The 17133-nt window shown below is 59.3% G+C and carries 17 protein-coding genes; 7 read left to right on the top strand and 10 right to left on the bottom strand.

Going from position 1 to position 17133, the window contains the following annotated elements; genetic code table 11:
* Positions 1-238 precede the first annotated feature (238 nt).
* The 3 genes from CVS30_RS08395 to CVS30_RS08385 all read right to left on the bottom strand — a co-directional run bounded on the left by CVS30_RS08395 (position 239) and on the right by CVS30_RS08385 (position 3967).
* Positions 239-550, bottom strand: coding sequence for a protealysin inhibitor emfourin (locus CVS30_RS08395; protein ID WP_110484876.1), 312 nt, complete (start codon positions 548-550; stop codon positions 239-241).
* Positions 547-1626, bottom strand: coding sequence for a M4 family metallopeptidase (locus CVS30_RS08390; protein WP_220033891.1), 1080 nt, complete (start codon positions 1624-1626; stop codon positions 547-549). Before CVS30_RS08390 ends, CVS30_RS08395 begins: the two co-directional genes overlap by 4 nt.
* A 172-nt stretch (positions 1627-1798) precedes the next feature.
* A complete protein-coding gene (locus CVS30_RS08385) occupies positions 1799-3967 on the bottom strand; it encodes an ABC transporter permease (RefSeq protein WP_181419741.1) in 2169 nt (722 codons plus the stop codon).
* 202 nt (positions 3968-4169) lie between these two features.
* Here CVS30_RS08385 and CVS30_RS08380 point away from each other — a divergent pair, with 202 nt between their 5' ends.
* The gene (locus tag CVS30_RS08380; RefSeq protein WP_181419740.1) at positions 4170-4832 is read left to right on the top strand and encodes a TetR/AcrR family transcriptional regulator; all 663 of its coding nucleotides are present in this window, start codon (positions 4170-4172) and stop codon (positions 4830-4832) included.
* Between the two features lie 9 nt (positions 4833-4841).
* On the opposite strand, the gene CVS30_RS08375 is transcribed toward CVS30_RS08380, so the two are convergent.
* Both CVS30_RS08375 and CVS30_RS08370 read right to left on the bottom strand, forming a co-directional pair.
* Positions 4842-5504: a response regulator gene (locus CVS30_RS08375; protein WP_110484873.1), complete on the bottom strand. Its 663-nt coding sequence runs from the start codon at positions 5502-5504 to the stop codon at positions 4842-4844.
* The gene (locus CVS30_RS08370) at positions 5501-6871 is read right to left on the bottom strand and encodes a sensor histidine kinase (RefSeq protein WP_110484872.1); all 1371 of its coding nucleotides are present in this window, start codon (positions 6869-6871) and stop codon (positions 5501-5503) included. The genes CVS30_RS08375 and CVS30_RS08370 overlap by 4 nt, the downstream gene beginning before the upstream one ends.
* Positions 6872-6996: 125 nt before the next feature.
* On the opposite strand from CVS30_RS08370, the gene CVS30_RS08365 reads away from it, so the two are divergent.
* From CVS30_RS08365 to CVS30_RS08340, 6 genes are all read left to right on the top strand, one after another.
* Positions 6997-7743: a GAP family protein gene (locus tag CVS30_RS08365; protein ID WP_181419739.1), complete on the top strand. Its 747-nt coding sequence runs from the start codon at positions 6997-6999 to the stop codon at positions 7741-7743.
* Positions 7744-7872: 129 nt separating this feature from the next.
* Positions 7873-8481 (top strand): hypothetical protein, encoded by a 609-nt coding sequence (locus CVS30_RS08360; RefSeq protein ID WP_181419738.1) that lies wholly within the window; start codon positions 7873-7875, stop codon positions 8479-8481.
* 85 nt (positions 8482-8566) lie between these two features.
* A complete protein-coding gene (locus CVS30_RS08355; protein WP_110484933.1) occupies positions 8567-9409 on the top strand; it encodes an exodeoxyribonuclease III in 843 nt (280 codons plus the stop codon).
* A 15-nt stretch (positions 9410-9424) separates the two neighbouring features.
* The gene (trpS, locus tag CVS30_RS08350; protein WP_110484870.1) at positions 9425-10453 is read left to right on the top strand and encodes a tryptophan--tRNA ligase; all 1029 of its coding nucleotides are present in this window, start codon (positions 9425-9427) and stop codon (positions 10451-10453) included.
* Between the two features lie 59 nt (positions 10454-10512).
* Positions 10513-11013 carry a 2'-5' RNA ligase family protein gene (locus tag CVS30_RS08345; RefSeq protein ID WP_181419737.1) on the top strand — a complete coding sequence of 167 codons (501 nt, stop codon included), beginning with the start codon at positions 10513-10515 and terminating at the stop codon, positions 11011-11013.
* A 40-nt stretch (positions 11014-11053) separates the two neighbouring features.
* A complete protein-coding gene (locus CVS30_RS08340; protein WP_110484868.1) occupies positions 11054-12070 on the top strand; it encodes a YihY/virulence factor BrkB family protein in 1017 nt (338 codons plus the stop codon).
* 125 nt (positions 12071-12195) lie between these two features.
* On the opposite strand, the gene CVS30_RS08335 is transcribed toward CVS30_RS08340, so the two are convergent.
* The 5 genes from CVS30_RS08335 to sdhC all read right to left on the bottom strand — a co-directional run bounded on the left by CVS30_RS08335 (position 12196) and on the right by sdhC (position 17001).
* Positions 12196-13236, bottom strand: a complete 1041-nt coding sequence (locus tag CVS30_RS08335) for a type IV toxin-antitoxin system AbiEi family antitoxin domain-containing protein (protein ID WP_245934507.1) — start codon at positions 13234-13236, stop codon at positions 12196-12198.
* A gap of 223 nt (positions 13237-13459) precedes the next feature.
* Complete coding sequence (locus CVS30_RS08330) at positions 13460-14251, bottom strand: succinate dehydrogenase iron-sulfur subunit (protein WP_110484867.1); 792 nt, start codon at positions 14249-14251, stop codon at positions 13460-13462.
* Positions 14251-16050: a succinate dehydrogenase flavoprotein subunit gene (gene sdhA / locus CVS30_RS08325; RefSeq protein WP_110484866.1), complete on the bottom strand. Its 1800-nt coding sequence runs from the start codon at positions 16048-16050 to the stop codon at positions 14251-14253. Before sdhA ends, CVS30_RS08330 begins: the two co-directional genes overlap by 1 nt.
* Positions 16051-16140: 90 nt before the next feature.
* Positions 16141-16608 carry a succinate dehydrogenase hydrophobic membrane anchor subunit gene (locus tag CVS30_RS08320; RefSeq protein ID WP_110484865.1) on the bottom strand — a complete coding sequence of 156 codons (468 nt, stop codon included), beginning with the start codon at positions 16606-16608 and terminating at the stop codon, positions 16141-16143.
* Positions 16609-17001 (bottom strand): succinate dehydrogenase, cytochrome b556 subunit, encoded by a 393-nt coding sequence (sdhC, locus tag CVS30_RS08315; RefSeq protein ID WP_074711603.1) that lies wholly within the window; start codon positions 16999-17001, stop codon positions 16609-16611.
* Positions 17002-17133 lie beyond the last annotated feature (132 nt).

The following is a 17133-nucleotide window of genomic DNA, read 5'->3' as shown; positions in this document are numbered from 1 at the left end:
GTAACGCCGTTTTGCCGCCGGGTTTCGGGCATTACCTGACAACTGACTGCCGGGTCAGATGCCCACGACGCAGGAACGCGGCTTTTGCGCCCCAACCCACCACCTCCGCCCGTTGAGTCGCCACGTAACGCCGTTTTGCCGCCGGGTTTCGGGCATTACCTGACAACTGACTGCAAAGTCAGACATGCACGACGCAGGAGCGCAGCTTCCACTCAATGGCCCGTAGGATAATTCCACACTACGTCTCGATGGACTCCACCTTTTCTGGGCGCCCGTCGACCCATGCCACCAAGAGCCGCACGCTTTCCGGAAGGCTTTGTTCTGTGTAACGGACGTTGATCACCGGGCCGGATTCCTCGACACGGAGTTCGTAAAGCTGGGCGTCCGGCCACGGGTTAGCTGTTGGGGGAGCGGGGCATTCGCCGAGGTTGGCTCGGGCCACCTCGCTCGCGAAGGCCTTGGCCGCTGTTTTAGGCAGGGCTGCGGTGTCGAGTTCCGTGCGGGCCACGATGCCCGGCAGGCCGCCGCCGCGGAGAATGGTGATTCTCACGAAAGGACTCCTACCTCTTTCCACGCCCCGTGGACCGCGTCCCGTTCGGAGGAGCTGAACAAGGTACCGGCGAGGTCGACCGTGGCCTGCGCGGCCTCCTTGAACTGCGAATTGGGGCGCAGGCGGGTTGTCAGCGCCTGATACCAAATGCGTCCGGCCTTGTCCCACGCGTTACCGCCCAGAGCCAAAGCTGCGAGGGCGAAGGCGCGGTTGGGAATGCCGGAGTTGATGTGCACGCCGCCATTGTCGTTGCGGGGGTCGTTGTCGTCGGGCAGATCTACGTAGTTGTCCATATGGCCCGGTTGTCTGTCTCCTGAATAGGCCGTGCCCGGATGGAGCATGGAGCGCAAGGCCGTTCCGAGCGCCGGGAGCAGGATTCCGCCGCCAATCAGCCAGTCGGCGTCCGCGGCAGATTGCCCCAAGCTGTATTGCTTGACGAGCGAGCCAAACACGTCGGAGAAGGACTCGTTCAGTGCGCCGGGCTGCTTGCTGTAGATCAAGCCGGCCGTGAGTTCGGTGATGCCATGCGTGAGCTCATGCGCGATCACGTCCAGGGATCTGGTGAGCCCGCCGATTTGGAAGATGCGCCCGCTGCCGTCGCCATAGACCATCTGCGCGCCGTCCCAGAAAGCGTTGTCGAACGCCACCCCGTAGTGGACGGAGGAGATGAGTTCCAGCCCCGCGCCGTCGAGCGAATTGCGGTCAAAAATGTCCCGATAAAACTCGTAGGTGGCGTTGCTGCCGTCATACGCCTGGTTGACGGCTTCGTCCTTGACGGGCGGCTCCTCCCAGCCCCGCATTTGCACACCCGGCAAAAATGTTCGGCCTTGGTGCTGATTGTCATACACCGTCAGGCGCCGTTCCGGGGTGACGGCGAAACCAATCATCTGCCCAATGTTGAGCCGGAGCTGGCGGTTGATGCGGCCCATGACGGCACGCTGGGAGCGGATGGCTGCGGAGGTGGCGAGGGCGCGCACGGCTGCTTCGCGTTGTTTTGGCGTCCCCTCGACGGCTAAGCGCCCCAAGAGATCCGGTGGCGCGATACTGCACAGAATCGAACCGTTGTTGTGTTTCATGGTGGCCTCCTCCATGGCATGGTCTCCTCATGATGCGCCCCTTGAGGGTGGCTGGGCAAGGATTAATCGTGAAGTTCGACGGCGTCGACACGCACCTTAAGCGGCACGCAAAAGCCGCCGCTCCCGATCAACGGGAACGGCGGCTTGTAGCGCTACAGGGAGGTGCCGGATGTTAGACCGTGATGAGCTCCTTGTCGGCTCCGGGCTCCGGGGCGGGCTCAACAACGTGATCCTCGATGGGGTGCATTTCGGTGCGAGGCGGTTTGATCTTGTCGATGATCATCAGCAGGACCAGGGATCCGGCCGCCCAGATGCCAAGCGTGAGCAGCTGAGCTCCCACAATGTCGCCACCGAAGTACAGGATTGAGCGGACGGATTCGACTGCTGCGGGCATGGGCAGAATGTCGTGGAGAACACGGAAAATTTCCGGCTCCATGTACACGGACAAGCCACCGCCCGAGGCAGGGACACCGATGAGCATCATCAAGCCAATGACCGGAATGATGGACAGCATGCCGATGAGTCGCTCCACCACGGCCGAGAACATGGCCACGGCAAAGACCGCCACGGCACCAACACCCAGGAGGGGCCAGAAGTGCCCGTCAACACTGCCGGTAATAGGTCCGGCAATCAGCCAAAGAACAGCGGAGATGAAGACCGACCATGCAGCAACAATGGGGATCAGCTTGGGCAAGGGGCGTGACTTCGGCGCAGCATTCGCACCGACAATGATGATCATGAAGCCGGCGAGGATCCAACCCATCGCCAGGTACATGCCCACCGAGCCCATGGTGTCGTTGGAATGCAGGGGCGCAATTTCATCCACCGTCACCTCAACCTTCTGAGCTGCAGCAACCTGAGTGAAGATGCCCACAACTACCTGCTGTGCGCTAGAACCACCGGCCTGGTTTGTGACCACGGTTGCCACGGGGTTCTCAGCGGTCGGCAGGATGAAGGCGGCCGTGACCGTCCGATCCTGCACCTGGGTGCGGGCCTCCTCGGCGGAGTCGCTAGCCCGCAGATCGAATAGACCCGGCATGTTCTGATCCAGCCCATCAACAGCCTGCTGAGCCTGGGCAACGGTGGATCCCACGACGGCGATAGGCATGTTCTGCGGCATCGGTGCCGACATGGCGCCGAGCATGACCGAGATCATCATGGTGACCATGCCGAGGGGGAACAACAGGAGGGCGCCATAGCGCCAGAAACGGCTCTTGGGCCGGGGACCTCCGTGGAGAGAGGGGACCGTAGGCTTGGGGTCCGTGGCCTCAGGATTACGACGCTTGCGTCCGGCGTCGACAAGCAGTGTCAAGACCAGGGCAGCCACGCCACCGATGACGAGAACCATCAGATGCGACCACGCGCCGGATCCATCAAAGTACAAGACGGAGCGCATGGCCTCGCCGATCGCCGGGGTCGGCAAGATCGAATGTAAGAAGGTGAAGAAGCTTGGCATGGTGTAGACCGACATGCTCATATTCGACGCCGGCATGCCCAACACCGTGAGGAAGAGCATGGCGGCAATCGTGGCCATCGGGCCGAGGAAACGCGTCAGGAGCAATTGCACGGAACCAATCGCGAAGACACCCAGCCAAGCGATACCCAAGACCTGCCATGAATGCCCTTGCACCACACCCAAGATCGGCCCGGTCACGGCCCAGACCAAGCCCGCCACCAAGGCCGCCCAGCCGGCAAGAAGCGGAATGGCTCGACGGAAACGCAGGAGCTCGGGGGAGTTGGAGAGAATCATGCTGAAGGGCAGGTAACCGGCCATAACCAACGCCGTCGCCAGGAACATGGCTCCGAGGCCTGCGGCATCGGTCGATGGCAGTGTCGCCAGATCCTCCGTCTCAAGCGTCAATCCCGCGGCAAGAACCTGCGGGGCGATCATGCCCTTGACCACAGAGGCCTGCGATGAGCCAGCGGCGCTCGCGGTCATGACGGTGGCGCTGGTATCAGCGAAGTCGACGGCTCCGGAAACTTTTCGATCGATGACCAGCTGGCGAGCTTCATCAACGGAGTCAACGGTGCGCAGGGCAAATGCATCGGGGCTGCTGGCCTCAAGGGCCGCGGCGAACTCGTCAATCTGAGTCGAGGTGCCAACGACCGCGATCGGCATATTGTGCGGCGTGGGCGCGTGCATGGTGCCCAAATAGCCAGTGATCATCATGCCCACCATGATCAGCGGCATCATGAACATGGCGACGTAGCGCCCAATGGTCTCGGCCTTGGCACGCTTGGCGGCAGCAGCAGCGATTTCCTCTTCGGTCAATTCCACGGGTGGTTGCTCTTGCGAGTCGTCCACGGGCGGACTCGCTTTACGGCGGGATTTTGTACTCAACGTCTTGCTCCTGTGTGTAGCGCTAAAGCGGGCGGATCGAGGTTCTCGTGACGGGTGAGTCATGGATCGCCAAATAACTCGTTGGATCAGCCAACATGGCAACTTTACGCCACGTGGCTTAAAAAACTGTAATTAGGTAGGCTGGCATGATTGGATCAGCGCTGAAATACCGGCGTGGGACGCTACAAAGGGGTGCACCGCAGTGGGAAAACATAGTGACAAGGCCCGTGAGGTGCTCTTGGATGCCGCAGAAGAGCTCTTTGCCCGCCATGGCATCGACGCGGTCTCAAATCGACGCATTGCAGAACACGCCGGGACGGCCAATCACTCGGCCGTGGCCTATCATTTTGGTGATCGGGATGAGCTGCTGCGCCTCTTGCTGACCCGCCACCTGCCCGAGATGAACCGTCGCCGCATGGAACTGGCCGCAGCCTTGCCGGAGGATGCCGAGGTGCGGGATCTCTTGGCGTGCATGGTCTTGCCATGGATCGAGTATTTAGCGTCTCGGCCCGTTCCCAGCTGGCATGCCCGCTTCCTCTTCCAAGTGCAGTCGATTCCTTCGATGTCCGAGATTTTGAAAAGTGCCACGGTGAATAACACCGAAATTGAATCCTTGATCCAGCGCTTGCAGAAGGCGCTGAGTCATCTCCCAGAGCAGGTCGTCAAGGGCAGATCCTTGGTGCTCGGCCCCATGGTTCTGGGCATCTCCGCCTCGTATGAGGAACGGATTCAGAACGGGGAGAATGAGCCCAATTGGGCTGGCGTGGGTTACTTCTTCGTCGACTCCTGCACGGGAATGCTGACCGCGCCCGTGACTCATCCGGATGACTTCATTTCCTTCCCGAACACGCCCTACCTGATCTAGCCGAACGGTTTAGATGCGCTGAAATAGCGCGGCCTGGACACGTGTCCGCAGCCCCAGCTTGGCCAGCACCCTGGAGACATGAGTCTTGACGGTGGCCTCTGAAATGCCCAACTGGCGCCCGATGCCGTAGTTTGTCAGACCGCTTCCGAGGCATTCAAAGACCTCCTTCTCCCTGTCCGTCAACAAATCCAGACCTGCAGGAGGCGTGGGTGAAACGACGGGCCCGCTCCCGTTAGCCAGAGCCGCCGATACGATGCGGGCCGTCACCTCCGGCGCTATCACCTGGTCCCCGACATGGACCCGACGCAGTGCATCGGTGATGGCAAACGGCTCGGCGCTCTTGAGTAAGAATCCGGAGGCGCCGGCCTGCAGCGCCCCAAACAAGTAAGAGTCGTGGTCAAAGGTCGTCAGGACCAACACCTTGGCCAGCTCTTCGGAGCAGATGATTTCTGTCGCCTCAACCCCATCCATGACCGGCATGCGCAGGTCCATAAGTACGACGTCGGGCCGTAACGTCCTGGTCATGCTGACAGTAAGTGCACCGTCACCGGCCTCGCCGATGACCTCCATATCGGGCGCGGTTTCCACCACCATGCGCATGCCCAGCCTGATGGCAGCATGGTCATCGGCGAGGAGGACTCTAAGAGGTTTCGAGATGGTTGTGTCAGTCATGCTGTATGCCTTTTACTCAATTGATCGCCAGACTCTATGACGTCGCGTTTATCTGAGGCTGGCAACGGTATTTGCAGCGACACTATCCAATTCATTCCGTGAGGAGCGGCGCTGAGGGTTCCGCCGACGTGTGCCGCGCGGAAGTGCATGCTGGGGATGCCCGTACCCGTTCCCAAGACCCCAGAGGGAAGTTCTGTGAGAAGTGCGCTCCTGACGCACAGGTGTAACTCCACGCCGGGCCGTTGGGGCGCTAGACCGTGAGCCTTCGTGGCAGCATGGGTGAGTGTTACTTCTACCGGCTGACCTGGGGCATGTTTTGCGGCATTAGCCAGTGCTTCGCTGGTGATGCGGTAGATCGCCGACTGGAGCGGGACGGGCAGATCCGATCCGGCGTCAGGCAGAGAATTTTCATAATCAAACTCGGTGCCGGTCGCCCGATAGCGCCCCAGAAGCCCTGGGAGATCACCCACCAAACCAGTTGATTCTGGTTGGGTTCCCGTGTGGAGAAGCCTGATCATGGTGTTGAGTTCATTCAGACCGGCCACACTTTCCTCCCTGATTTGGTGCAAGACGGTGACAGCGCCACCACCTGACAGCGGCGAGTCCTGAGCGTGCACTGCCGCACCCGATTGCAGGGCAATAGCGGAAAGCCGAGCTGAAATGACGTCATGGAGTTCGCGAGCCAAGTGTTGACGTTCATGTTCTAAGGCCAGTTCGTGGGCATTGCGGTCGGCAAGACTTCGTTGCTGGGCAGCATCTTCAACGGCGTCAGCCCTTGCGGATTCACTGTCCGCGAGTTGGTTCGCCTTCCGGAGATTGCCTGCCCACTCCACGGGAGTCAACAAGGTGAGAACAGCAAAGAAGCCAGCAACCACGGCCAGATCGACTGCCCTGGAATAACCGTAGGCGGCCACGATCAATAGGACCGTCAGAACCCAAGCCGCTCTTGAGGCGAGCTGAGAAGCTCGAGGTTTTCCAAAGAGTACGAGTGAAAAGAAGAACTCGAAGACCAAGAGAAATCCGCCGGCATGTCCCGCAAAGAGCAGCCCTGCGGCAGCGATTCCGCACATCCAAGCCATGGCTGTTGGGGCGGTACGGCGGAACACGACACCCACGCATCCCAAGACCGCAACGGCTGGCCATGCCGATGCCAGCGCTGCTACCTTGACATCGCCAAAGGCTGTGAGGTGAACCGCGTCGAGAAGCCAAAAGAGGATGAAGTAGCCCCCGGCCAAGGCCAGATCCTCGATCCTTATTCTTGCCCCATTGCGTTCGTCAATGCGCGTGAAGCCTTCTCTTAGCCGCCGGAATAGAAGCGCGGCACTGCGCTTTGTCGGTGCGCCGGCGGGTGCTGTGGCTGGATTCATGAGCTCAGTCTTGCGGTGTATGACCGGTGTGGGCAAGCGAACCACGGGTCTATGCGACGAAGGTATGAGGAGTCGTGGTCCGGATGGGCGACGCTGAATGGGGCCACCCTTGGAAGGCTGTTGCTATGACAATCGCCGTTTATGTCCAGCTAGCCATTCTCGCCCTCATCGACAGTACGAGCATTGGGACGCTGCTGATTCCCTTTTGGCTGCTGCTGCGCCCCAACGCGAAACACCTAACAGCAAGAATCTTGTTGTATTTGGGAGTCTTGGCCGGCTTTTACTTCTTGGTGGGGATCGCGGTGCTGAGCGGCGCTGACGCGGTGATCCGAGGTATGGGAGAGGTCTCCCTGACGGACCTGCCCGTTATTCAATGGATCATGGTGCTCGCCGGTGGCGGCATGCTGAGTTATGCCTTGATGAGCAATCCACAGCAGAAGGACAAGAACTCTCAGACCGCGACCGACGCCCCCGCTGTAGAAATGCGATGGCGAGATCGCTTATCGAAGGCCCTGCACCGCCCCGGCGGGGTGGTGGGTTTGGCGCTGTTGGCCGGACTGTTGGAACTGCCAACCATGCTCCCTTATCTCGTGGCTATTGGTTTCCTGACTAACTCCACATTGGCTCTCCACGGAGAAATCGCGGTATTGCTCATTTACTGTTTCGTGATGTTCCTGCCCGCGCTGCTCTTGCTGGTCTTTCGGGGAGTGCTCGGGCATAGACTGGACACGCCATTACAGCGGCTCAACACCTACCTGGGAGCCATAGCGGGAGAGACAGTGCTGTGGGTTGTAGGAATTGTGGGCTTCCTGTTGCTCCGTGCAGGACTGTCAGAAATGGCCCCACTGGCCGTTTGGAATCCCTTTAAGTAAGCGTCGCGTCTAGGGTGACGGGCTCGCAGAGGGAAGTGCCGCCGTCGTGCATCCTGTGAAATGGGGCCGATAGTTCGCCGCTGGTGGAAGTCGGTCAACAGGACCGCGCGCATTTGAGAGAATGGATGTATGACTTCTCTTGGAACCGGCAAAATGTCCAAACCCGGCAAATTCTCTGGCCTGGGCACCATTGTGCTGGCGATTGTATTCTTAGTAGCCCTCGTCTTTGCGGCCAACAACAGCACTGTGCTGGGTTGGGTTATTGCTGTCATCGCCTTCGGCTGGCTGCTGCTCTCAACCTTCGTCTACATCGGCGTCCACAAGGCTGCCGCCTTCGGTGCCCGACAGGTTGCCCTCGCGCAGGCTCAGATGGCTCAGCAGAACAGCGCCAATGCCCCGGCCGACGGCGGCACCCACCTTGTCTCGCAGGATTCGGGCTCGCGCTCGGCCGAGAAGGCCCGCGATCTCAAGCTCGATCATTCCTTCAAGATCATCAACGTCCAGATCGGCGTGGTCAACGAGTACCTCGGCAAGGATCCGGAGATGGTGGCGCGTGCGCTGGAAACCATCAACATCACCGCCGCCAACGGCCGTGGCATGATCAACCCGAACTGGGAAGCTCAAGAAGCCAAGATGGACGCCGCCATGGATAAGAAAAACGCCGAGCGCGCAGCCGCTCGGGAATCCGCATTCACCGGCGAAGGCGACGAGCCCGTCAGCGGCGTCATCATCGATTAATTTGCACGTCGTCGTCCAAAGACATGGCAGCTAAACGCGCCACAGGGCAAGGAATCGCGCGCCCTTTGAAGGTAAGGTGGATCAAGTGAGCAACGGTATTCAAAACGGTCAATTGAGGATCGCAAGCGTCAACGTCAACGGCATCCGTGCCGCCTACAAGAACGGCATGGCTCCCTGGCTGGCCGAGCGTGATGTAGACGTCCTGTGTCTGCAGGAAGTTCGCGCACCTGACGCCATCGTGGAGGGTTTCCTCGGCGAAGAATGGCACGTGCTGCACGCCGAAGCCGAGGCTAAGGGCCGCGCAGGTGTCTTGATCGCCTCCCGTAAGGACCGCATTGAACCCGTCGCAACCCGCGTGGGTATTGGCGAGGAATACTTCGCCACGACCGGCCGCTGGGTTGAAGCCGACTACGCTCTCACCGCCTCCGACGGGACCCCCACCACCCTGACGGTTGTCAGTGCCTATGTCCACTCCGGCGAGGTTGGAACACCGAAGCAGGACGACAAGTTCCGTTTCCTGGACACCATGATCGGCCGCCTGCCGCAGCTGGCTACGGCCAGTGACCACGCCCTAGTTGTTGGCGACCTCAACGTTGGCCATACGACCTTGGATATCAAGAACTGGAAGGGCAACGTCAAGCGTGCCGGCTTCCTGCCCGAGGAACGCGCCTACTTTGACCGTTTCTTCGGAGAAGAAATCGGGTGGAAGGACGTGGCCCGTGAATTGGCCGGAGAAGTCGAGGGCCCCTACACCTGGTGGTCCAACCGTGGTCAGGCCTTCACCAACGACACTGGTTGGCGTATCGATTACCACATGGCCACACCAGACCTGGCAACCAAGGCACTAACTTGTGTTGTTGATCGTGCCGCCTCATACGAATCCCGCTTCTCAGACCATGCTCCGCTGGTCGTCGATTACAAGTTCTAAAGGACCCTTGAACCAATGAGTGAAATCTCTGCCCGCCCCCGCGTGCTGTCCGGCATGCAGCCTTCCGGTGACTCCCTGCACCTGGGAAATTACCTCGGGGCCTTGGTCAACTGGGTCAAGAATCAAGACGACTACGAAACACTGTTCTTCATCCCGGATATGCACGCCATTACGGTCACCCAAGATCCGGCCGAGTTGCGTGCCCGTACTCGCAAGACGGCGGCCCAGTACATCGCCGGTGGCATTGACGTTGACAAGTCCACCTTGTTTGTGCAGTCGCACGTTCCCGAACACGCCCAACTGGCTTGGGTGCTGAACTGCATGACGGGCTTTGGCGAAGCCTCCCGCATGACCCAGTTCAAGGACAAGTCTGCCAAGGGTGGCGCCGATACGGCCAGTGTTGGCCTCTTCACCTACCCGGTGCTCATGGCCGCCGATATCCTGCTGTACCGCCCCGAGGGCGTGCCGGTGGGCGACGACCAGCGTCAGCATGTTGAACTGGCCCGTGACCTAGCCAAGCGTTTCAACTTCCGCTTCGGCGAGACCTTTATTGTCCCGGAAGCCTTCATTCAAAAAGAAGGCGCCCGCATCTACGACCTGCAAAATCCGACGTCGAAGATGTCCAAGTCCGCGTCGGGCCCCAACGGTTTAATCAATATTCTTGACGAACCAAAGGTCACCGCGAAACGCATCAAGTCGGCCGTCACGGATGCTGGCACGGTGGTTGCTCACGATCGGGAGAACAAGCCCGGAGTGACCAATTTGCTGGAAATCCTCTCGACCCTGACCGCTAAGCCGGTGGACACGCTCGTTGCCGAGTACGAGGGCAAGATGTACGGACACCTCAAGGCCGACGTGGCTGAAGCTGTTGTGGCCCGGCTGGATCCCATTCGCACCCGAACCATGGAGCTCTTGGATGATCCGGCCGAACTGGATCGTCTGTTGGCCCGCGGCGCCGAAAAGGCTCGTGCGATTGCCTCGGTCACGCTGGCGGATGTGTACGCCAAGGTCGGCTTCCTTCCTCCCCTCGGGGCGGTCGGATAACTGTGCCTGGCATTGGTCAAAGCGGGGCATCACCCGCCCCGCACGTCGGCAGTCTCGGCGTGATCATCTCACTTCCTGCGGAGCTTGCTGCCGAGATCAGCGCAAAGCGAGTTAGCTACGCGGGTCCGGAAGCCGCCGTCGTGCCTCCCCACATCACCTTGGTGTCGGGGAAGGCCAGTGATTCCTGGGACGAGGCCGCCAGTTATGTGCGCGAGGTTGCTGCGGCGGGGGAGCCGTTCACGCTATCGTTGCGGGGGACAGGTACTTTCGAGCCGTTGTCACCTGTGGTGTATCTGAATGTGGAATCTGGTGCGAAGGAATGCGCCCGGCTGCATGAGGCATTGTTGCAGGGGCCCGTGGAGCATTTGCTGGAGTTCGATTTTCATCCGCATCTGACGATTGCGCATGATCTCGACTCCGGAGCCATGGAGTCGGCAAAGCGCGAAATGGCAGGTTTTGCGGCAGAATTTGAGGTCACCAGTATTGGTCTATTCGACTTCATAGCTGGTGGTTGGGCACTTCGTGAGGAGCTGGAACTTGGGGGAAACGGACAAGCATAGGGCGGCTTCGGTTCATCTGCATGGGCCAACCGCTCCTGGGGTGAGCGCCAAGAAGCCTCTGGCAGGCCCGCCGGTGCCGCCTCCGAGCCCGCTGGACCGCAAGGCTCTGGCTATCCAGAACGCCACGAAACACGAGGCCTTCGCAACGGCACGGCAGAGTGGATCGTTTCTCGGCAGGGTCACCTCATTGCTGGAGTGGGGTAACGCCTGGGCTGCTCGGCTCTTCCCTTTACGAGTGTGGAACCTGTACACGCGTCGCCGCGGGCCCTTGCTGGCCGCCGGCAATGCTTACTTGATGTTCTTTTCCGTGGGCGCCATGCTCGTGGCCGGATTCGCCATTTTCGGAATTGTGGCCGCGGATAATAAGGTGCTGCGCGATGCCGTCATCGACCTCGTCGCCAATAGCACGCCGGGGCTGATTGACACCGGTGATGGTGGCTTGGCTAAGCCAGACGATCTGTTGGGCACCGGTCGCTTCGGGGTGACGTTGTTGATCTCGCTGGCCGCCTTGTTGATCACTGCCATGGGGTGGATCAACGGACTGCGCGAGGGCATCCGCTCGATCCTCGGCTTGGCTCGAGACCGCACCAATCCCGTGCTCTCCAAGATACGCGACGGCGGAACCCTGATCGTTTTGGCCGTAGCGCTTGTGCTGACCAGCGCCCTTGGTGTCCTCAGCACCGCGGCCATGGAGTCCATCAGCGACTTCCTCGGCTGGAACGGCTTCCTCACCGGGACCGCGACCAAGTTTGGCTCGGTCGCTTTGATGTTTATCTTGGACGTTGCGGTCGCGATGATCATGTTCAGCATGGCCTCACGGGTGCGCATGCCCAAACGCGTTTTGCTGCTCGCCGCTGTTTTCTCCGGTGCGGGGGCAACGATTCTACGGTTCTTCAGCGCCATGGTGCTGAGCGGGGTCACGAGCAACCCCCTCCTTGCACCATTCGCCGTGATCCTGAGCCTTTTCGTCTGGTTCTATCTGCTCAGTCAGGTGTACTTGATCTCGGCCGCGATTGCCGCGGTTCGGGCTGCCGATCTACGCCCCCACGACGCCTAGCGCCGCCTTCCTAGGTTCCCAGCGCCTGTTGTTGGCTCTTACCTGCCCTTCTAGGCGTCGAGTCAGATGGACGGCCGTTGAGTCTGATGTAGCGCTTCATCTGTCTGAACGGGGCTCCATCTGACTCAGGATAAGTGGTTGAGCGCTATCAAGATTCTGGCCTTGAGAGCAAGCCCATCGAAGAGGTCTTTCCACTCAAGGCGGAGAACGATCCACCCGGCCTCAACCAAAGCGATCTCCCGCTTGCGTTCCATGAAAATGGTCTCGTTAGTGGGTCTGTAGTCAAAATATTTCGTTCGGCCATCGAATTCAAGGGCAACTCGTTGCGCGACCCAAGCGAAGTCGGCACGATAGGGGCCTTGTCGTGTGTTGATCCAATACTGGAGCTCTGGAGCCTCGATAAAGAGCTCACGAAGTAAATCCCGGGTCAGAGTTTCACCCGGCGACTCAGAACGTCCGTCGGCGTTATCCAAGACTTTCCGCAGCGTCCTTACGCCTCGATGACAACTCAAGTTGCTGGCGGCCTCACGGAGCTTATCCATGGATGCGCCAATGCGGAGCGCATGATCTGTGAGGATAAGTGCCTGCTTGTAATTCATAGTGAGGCAGCAGTCCACCACCGTACGCTCTAAAGACGTTACTTTCTTGCCATCAATCTCGACGATGTCGGAGCTAGGCATCGTGGCCACATGGATGCGAGTATTCGAATCACAAGCTGTGCTAGAAGGAGTGCTGCCTTGAGTAACGTGCACAAACGTGTCAGCCTGCCAAAGACTCAAGCGATGGATTCTGGCAGCCGAAACATGGCTGTAAACGAATCGGCGGGGTGATTTTGAACCCGTTCCGATGGCGTGCAGGGAAATAACGACGCGGTCTTGAGCGCTGCGAGAAAGGCTGTCCCAGTAGGACCCCCGGACGTATGTGCCCAGCCTTATCCGACGTACTTGCCCGGCCGCCACGAGGCGATGTACGGCACGGTCATCAAAGCCTGCGTCTTTCAACTCGCTCGTTCGCCACGCATTCCTTTTGGGCGAGAATGCTGCGAGAAACCTGATGACCAGCGGATCGTTAGTAGCAGGTGTAACCGCGGCAGCGACAAGTCCGGGCGGTTGCCCAGAGGTGGTCGAGTCAGTGTTGATCTTGCGAGGGCCGGATGACGCGTTCATCCTCTAAGCATTGTACGAAATGGCGCCGAATTGCGGCTCGTCTTGAATCTGTGGATAACTGCGTGCCTGCCGAGAAGGACTCACAGCAATTGTTTCAGATGTGGCGCATCATCCTTCTCCGGGGGAGCATCTAACTCGGTAAAAAGGGCGGGAAGATGCCGCGTGGAAACGCAAAAGCGCCGCTCCCCAGCAAAGGGGAGCGGCGCTTTTGAGCAAGAACTACTTAGATCTGGCGGGACAGGATAGCCTGCTTGACCTCTGCAATTGCCTGCGTCACCTGGATGCCACGAGGGCATGCTTCGGAGCAGTTGAAGGTGGTGCGGCAACGCCACACACCTTCCTTATCGTTGAGGATCTCCAGACGCATGTCGCCAGCGTCGTCGCGGGAGTCGAAGATGAAGCGGTGAGCATTCACAATGGCTGCCGGGCCGAAGTACTGGCCATCGGTCCAGAACACGGGGCAAGAAGACGTGCACGCAGCGCACAGGATGCACTTGGTGGTGTCGTCGAAACGCTCGCGGTCTTCAGCGGACTGCAGACGTTCCTTGGACGGCTCGTGGCCACGGTTCACCAAGAACGGCATGACTTCACGGAAGGACTGGAAGAACGGTTCCATGTCCACAATCAAGTCCTTCTCAACGGGCAGACCCTTGATGGGTTCAACCGTGATGGGCTTGGACGTGTCAAGATCCTTCAGCAGGGTCTTGCAGGCAAGGCGGTTGCGGCCGTTGATACGCATGGCATCAGAACCACAAACACCGTGTGCACAGGAACGGCGGAAGGACAGCGAGCCGTCCTGCTCCCACTTGACCTTGTGTAAGGCATCCAACACACGGTCGGTGCCGTACATGGTCATGGTGAATTCTTCCCACTTCGACTCTTCCGAGAACTCGGGGTCGTAGCGGCGAACCTTCAAGGTGACATCAAAGGTGGGGATTTCTCCGCCGCCACCGAGGTGTGCGGGGAGTTCAATCTTTGATGCCGGCTCCGGCAATTCAGTTTCTACGGTGCTCATTAGTACTTCCTCACCATCGGCTGGTAACGCGTAACAACAACAGGCTTGGTTTCCAGACGGATTCCAGCGATGGACTCGGCGGAGCTTTCCACCGTGACGTTTGAATCTAGGTAAGCCATGGAGTGCTTCATGAAGTTCTCATCGTCGCGGTCCGGGAAGTCCTCGCGGTAGTGACCGCCGCGTGACTCCTGACGGTGCAGGGCAGCAACCGTCATGACCTTGGCCAGTTCGAGCAGGAAGCCAAGCTCCACAGCCTCGAGTAGGTCGAGGTTGAACCGCTTGCCCTTATCCTGAACCGTGATGCGTGAGTAGCGCTCTTCGAAGCTAGCGATATCGGCAAGAACCTTGTCGATGGACTCAGCAGTACGGAACACCTGCATGTTGGCATCCATGGTGTCCTGCAGATCCTTGCGGATCAAGGCAACCTTTTCGCCGCCGTCGGACGTGCGAACATGCTCAAGCAGTGCAACGGTGGCAGCTTCCGGGTTCTCCGGCAGATCAACGAAGTCGGCTGTCTTGGCGTATTCGGCAGCGGCCACACCGGCGCGCTTACCGAAGACATTGATGTCCAGCAGTGAGTTGGTACCCAAACGGTTTGAACCGTGGACCGAAACACAGGCAACTTCACCGGCAGCGTACAGGCCGGGGATGACGGTGTCGTTGTCCTGAAGAACCTCGGTAGCGATGTTCGTGGGAACACCACCCATGGCGTAGTGAGCCGTGGGGAATACCGGGACGGGCTCCGTGTACGGCTCGACACCCAGGTAGGTGCGGGCGAACTCGGTGATATCCGGAAGCTTGGCGTCAATGTGAGCCGGTTCCAGGTGGGTCAGGTCAAGGAGAACGTAGTCCTTGTTCGGACCACAACCGCGGCCTTCACGAACCTCGTTAGCCATGGAGCGGGCCACGATGTCACGGGGAGCCAAGTCCTTGATGGTGGGAGCGTAGCGTTCCATGAAGCGCTCACCCTCAGAGTTACGCAGGATGGCGCCTTCGCCACGTGCAGCTTCTGAGAGCAGAATGCCCAGACCGGCAAGACCGGTCGGATGGAACTGGAAGAACTCCATATCTTCCAAGGGGATGCCCTTGCGGAACGCAATGCCCATACCGTCACCGGTCAGGGTGTGTGCGTTAGAGGTGGTCTTGAAGACCTTGCCTGCGCCACCGGTCGCCAAGATGACGCTCTTAGCCTGGAAGACGTGAAGTTCGCCGGTTGCGAGGTCGTAGGAAACGACGCCAGCGGTCTTCTTCTGCAGGTAGATGGTGCCATCCTCACGGGTGGCTTCTTCCTCAACCGTCAGTAGATCCAAAACGTAGTACTCGTTGTAGAACTCAACGTTGTGCTTGACGCAGTTTTGGTACAGCGTCTGCAGAATCATGTGGCCGGTACGGTCGGCGGCGTAGCATGCACGGCGAACCGGAGCCTTACCGTGGTCACGGGTGTGGCCACCGAAACGGCGCTGGTCAATGCGACCCTCGGGTGTGCGGTTGAACGGCAGACCCATCTTTTCCAGGTCGATGACGGCGTCGATGGCTTCCTTGGCCATAACTTCCGCAGCGTCCTGGTCAACCAGGTAATCGCCACCCTTGACAGTGTCAAAGGTGTGCCATTCCCAGTTGTCCTCTTCCACGTTGGCCAGGGCGGCACACATGCCACCCTGAGCTGCACCGGTGTGCGAGCGAGTGGGGTAGAGCTTGGTCAGAACAGCGGTACGGGCACGCTGACCTGATTCAATGGCGGCACGCATTCCTGCGCCACCGGCCCCGACGATTACGACGTCGTATTTGTGGACCTGCATACTGGATGCTCTTTCTCTCATTTACTGCATTAAAAGCTGGTGTTCACTTCGTACAACCCTTAGGAAATAAGTCCTAAGAAAATCCCTTTGTTAAGGAACGGGGCAGAAGGACGGGAGATCAATGACTGCGCCGGGAGGGCACGGGTCAAAGGTGAAGATGACCAAGGTTCCGAGGACCACGATGACACCACTGGCAACGTAGAGAACCGTCTTGAGGGTCATGCGAGTGCCACTGCGTTCGGCGTAATCGTTGATGATCGTACGAACACCGTTGGTGCCGTGCAGGATGGCCAGCCACAGCATGACTAGGTCCCAGATCTGCCAGAACGGTGATGCCCACTTACCGGCAACGAAGCCGAAGTCGACGGCGTGGATGCCGTCGCCGAGCATGAGGTTCACGAAGAGGTGACCGAAGATCAAGACGATCAGAACCACGCCGGAGAGGCGCATGAACAGCCAGGCTGCCATTTCAAAGCTGGAGTTGTTGCCCTTGCTGCGCTTGTACTTAGGCGACTGTGCGCTGTTGGAGCGCGGTGCTGCGATAGATTCGGTGCTCATTTAGTGCCCCCCGAAGAAATTAGAGAAGACAATGGTGAGGTGACGAATAAGGAACGGGATCATCGTCACGGCCCAGAGAGCAAGAACGCCCCAGAGCAGCTGACGCTGGTACTTGGGACCCTTCTTCCAGAAGTCAATGGCAATGATGCGCAGGCCGTTGAAGGCGTGGAACACGATTGCGGCGACGAGTCCTGCCTCACCCAGACCCATGATGGGGTTCTTATACGCCCCAATAACTGCTGTGTACGCCTCTGGGGAAACTCGAACCAACGAGGTGTCCAGAACGTGCACCAACAAGAAAATAAAGATAACTACACCGGTGATTCGGTGTCCCACCCAGGACCACATGCCTTCTCGGCCGCGATACAGAGTGCCAGCTGGTTTTGTCGGCACTGAATAAACCTTCCTGCGTCACCGTTGCGCTGGCGTGGTTCCACGCGGGGAAACGCACACGGCGTGAGCACTCATACTTGAGCCTAAATTTAGGCTTCGCTAACAGCATATTCAACTTAGGCCGTCCTTGCT

The sequence above is a fragment of the Arthrobacter psychrolactophilus genome (assembly GCF_003219795.1).
GTDB classification, from domain to species: domain Bacteria; phylum Actinomycetota; class Actinomycetes; order Actinomycetales; family Micrococcaceae; genus Specibacter; species Specibacter psychrolactophilus.
The sequence above is the reverse complement of the archived record's forward strand: the minus strand, read 5'-3'. Positions and strand labels throughout refer to the sequence as shown.

Coding starts and splice junctions, on each gene's coding strand:
- CVS30_RS08390 (WP_220033891.1), bottom strand. CDS start 1,626: ATGAAACACAACAACGGTTCGATTCTGTGCAGTATCGCGCCACCGGAT.
- CVS30_RS08375 (WP_110484873.1), bottom strand. CDS start 5,504: ATGACTGACACAACCATCTCGAAACCTCTTAGAGTCCTCCTCGCCGAT.
- CVS30_RS08370 (WP_110484872.1), bottom strand. CDS start 6,871: ATGAATCCAGCCACAGCACCCGCCGGCGCACCGACAAAGCGCAGTGCC.
- CVS30_RS08365 (WP_181419739.1), top strand. CDS start 6,997: ATGACAATCGCCGTTTATGTCCAGCTAGCCATTCTCGCCCTCATCGAC.
- CVS30_RS08360 (WP_181419738.1), top strand. CDS start 7,873: ATGACTTCTCTTGGAACCGGCAAAATGTCCAAACCCGGCAAATTCTCT.
- trpS (WP_110484870.1), top strand. CDS start 9,425: ATGAGTGAAATCTCTGCCCGCCCCCGCGTGCTGTCCGGCATGCAGCCT.
- CVS30_RS08335 (WP_245934507.1), bottom strand. CDS start 13,236: ATGAACGCGTCATCCGGCCCTCGCAAGATCAACACTGACTCGACCACC.
- CVS30_RS08330 (WP_110484867.1), bottom strand. CDS start 14,251: ATGAGCACCGTAGAAACTGAATTGCCGGAGCCGGCATCAAAGATTGAA.
- sdhA (WP_110484866.1), bottom strand. CDS start 16,050: ATGCAGGTCCACAAATACGACGTCGTAATCGTCGGGGCCGGTGGCGCA.
- CVS30_RS08320 (WP_110484865.1), bottom strand. CDS start 16,608: ATGAGCACCGAATCTATCGCAGCACCGCGCTCCAACAGCGCACAGTCG.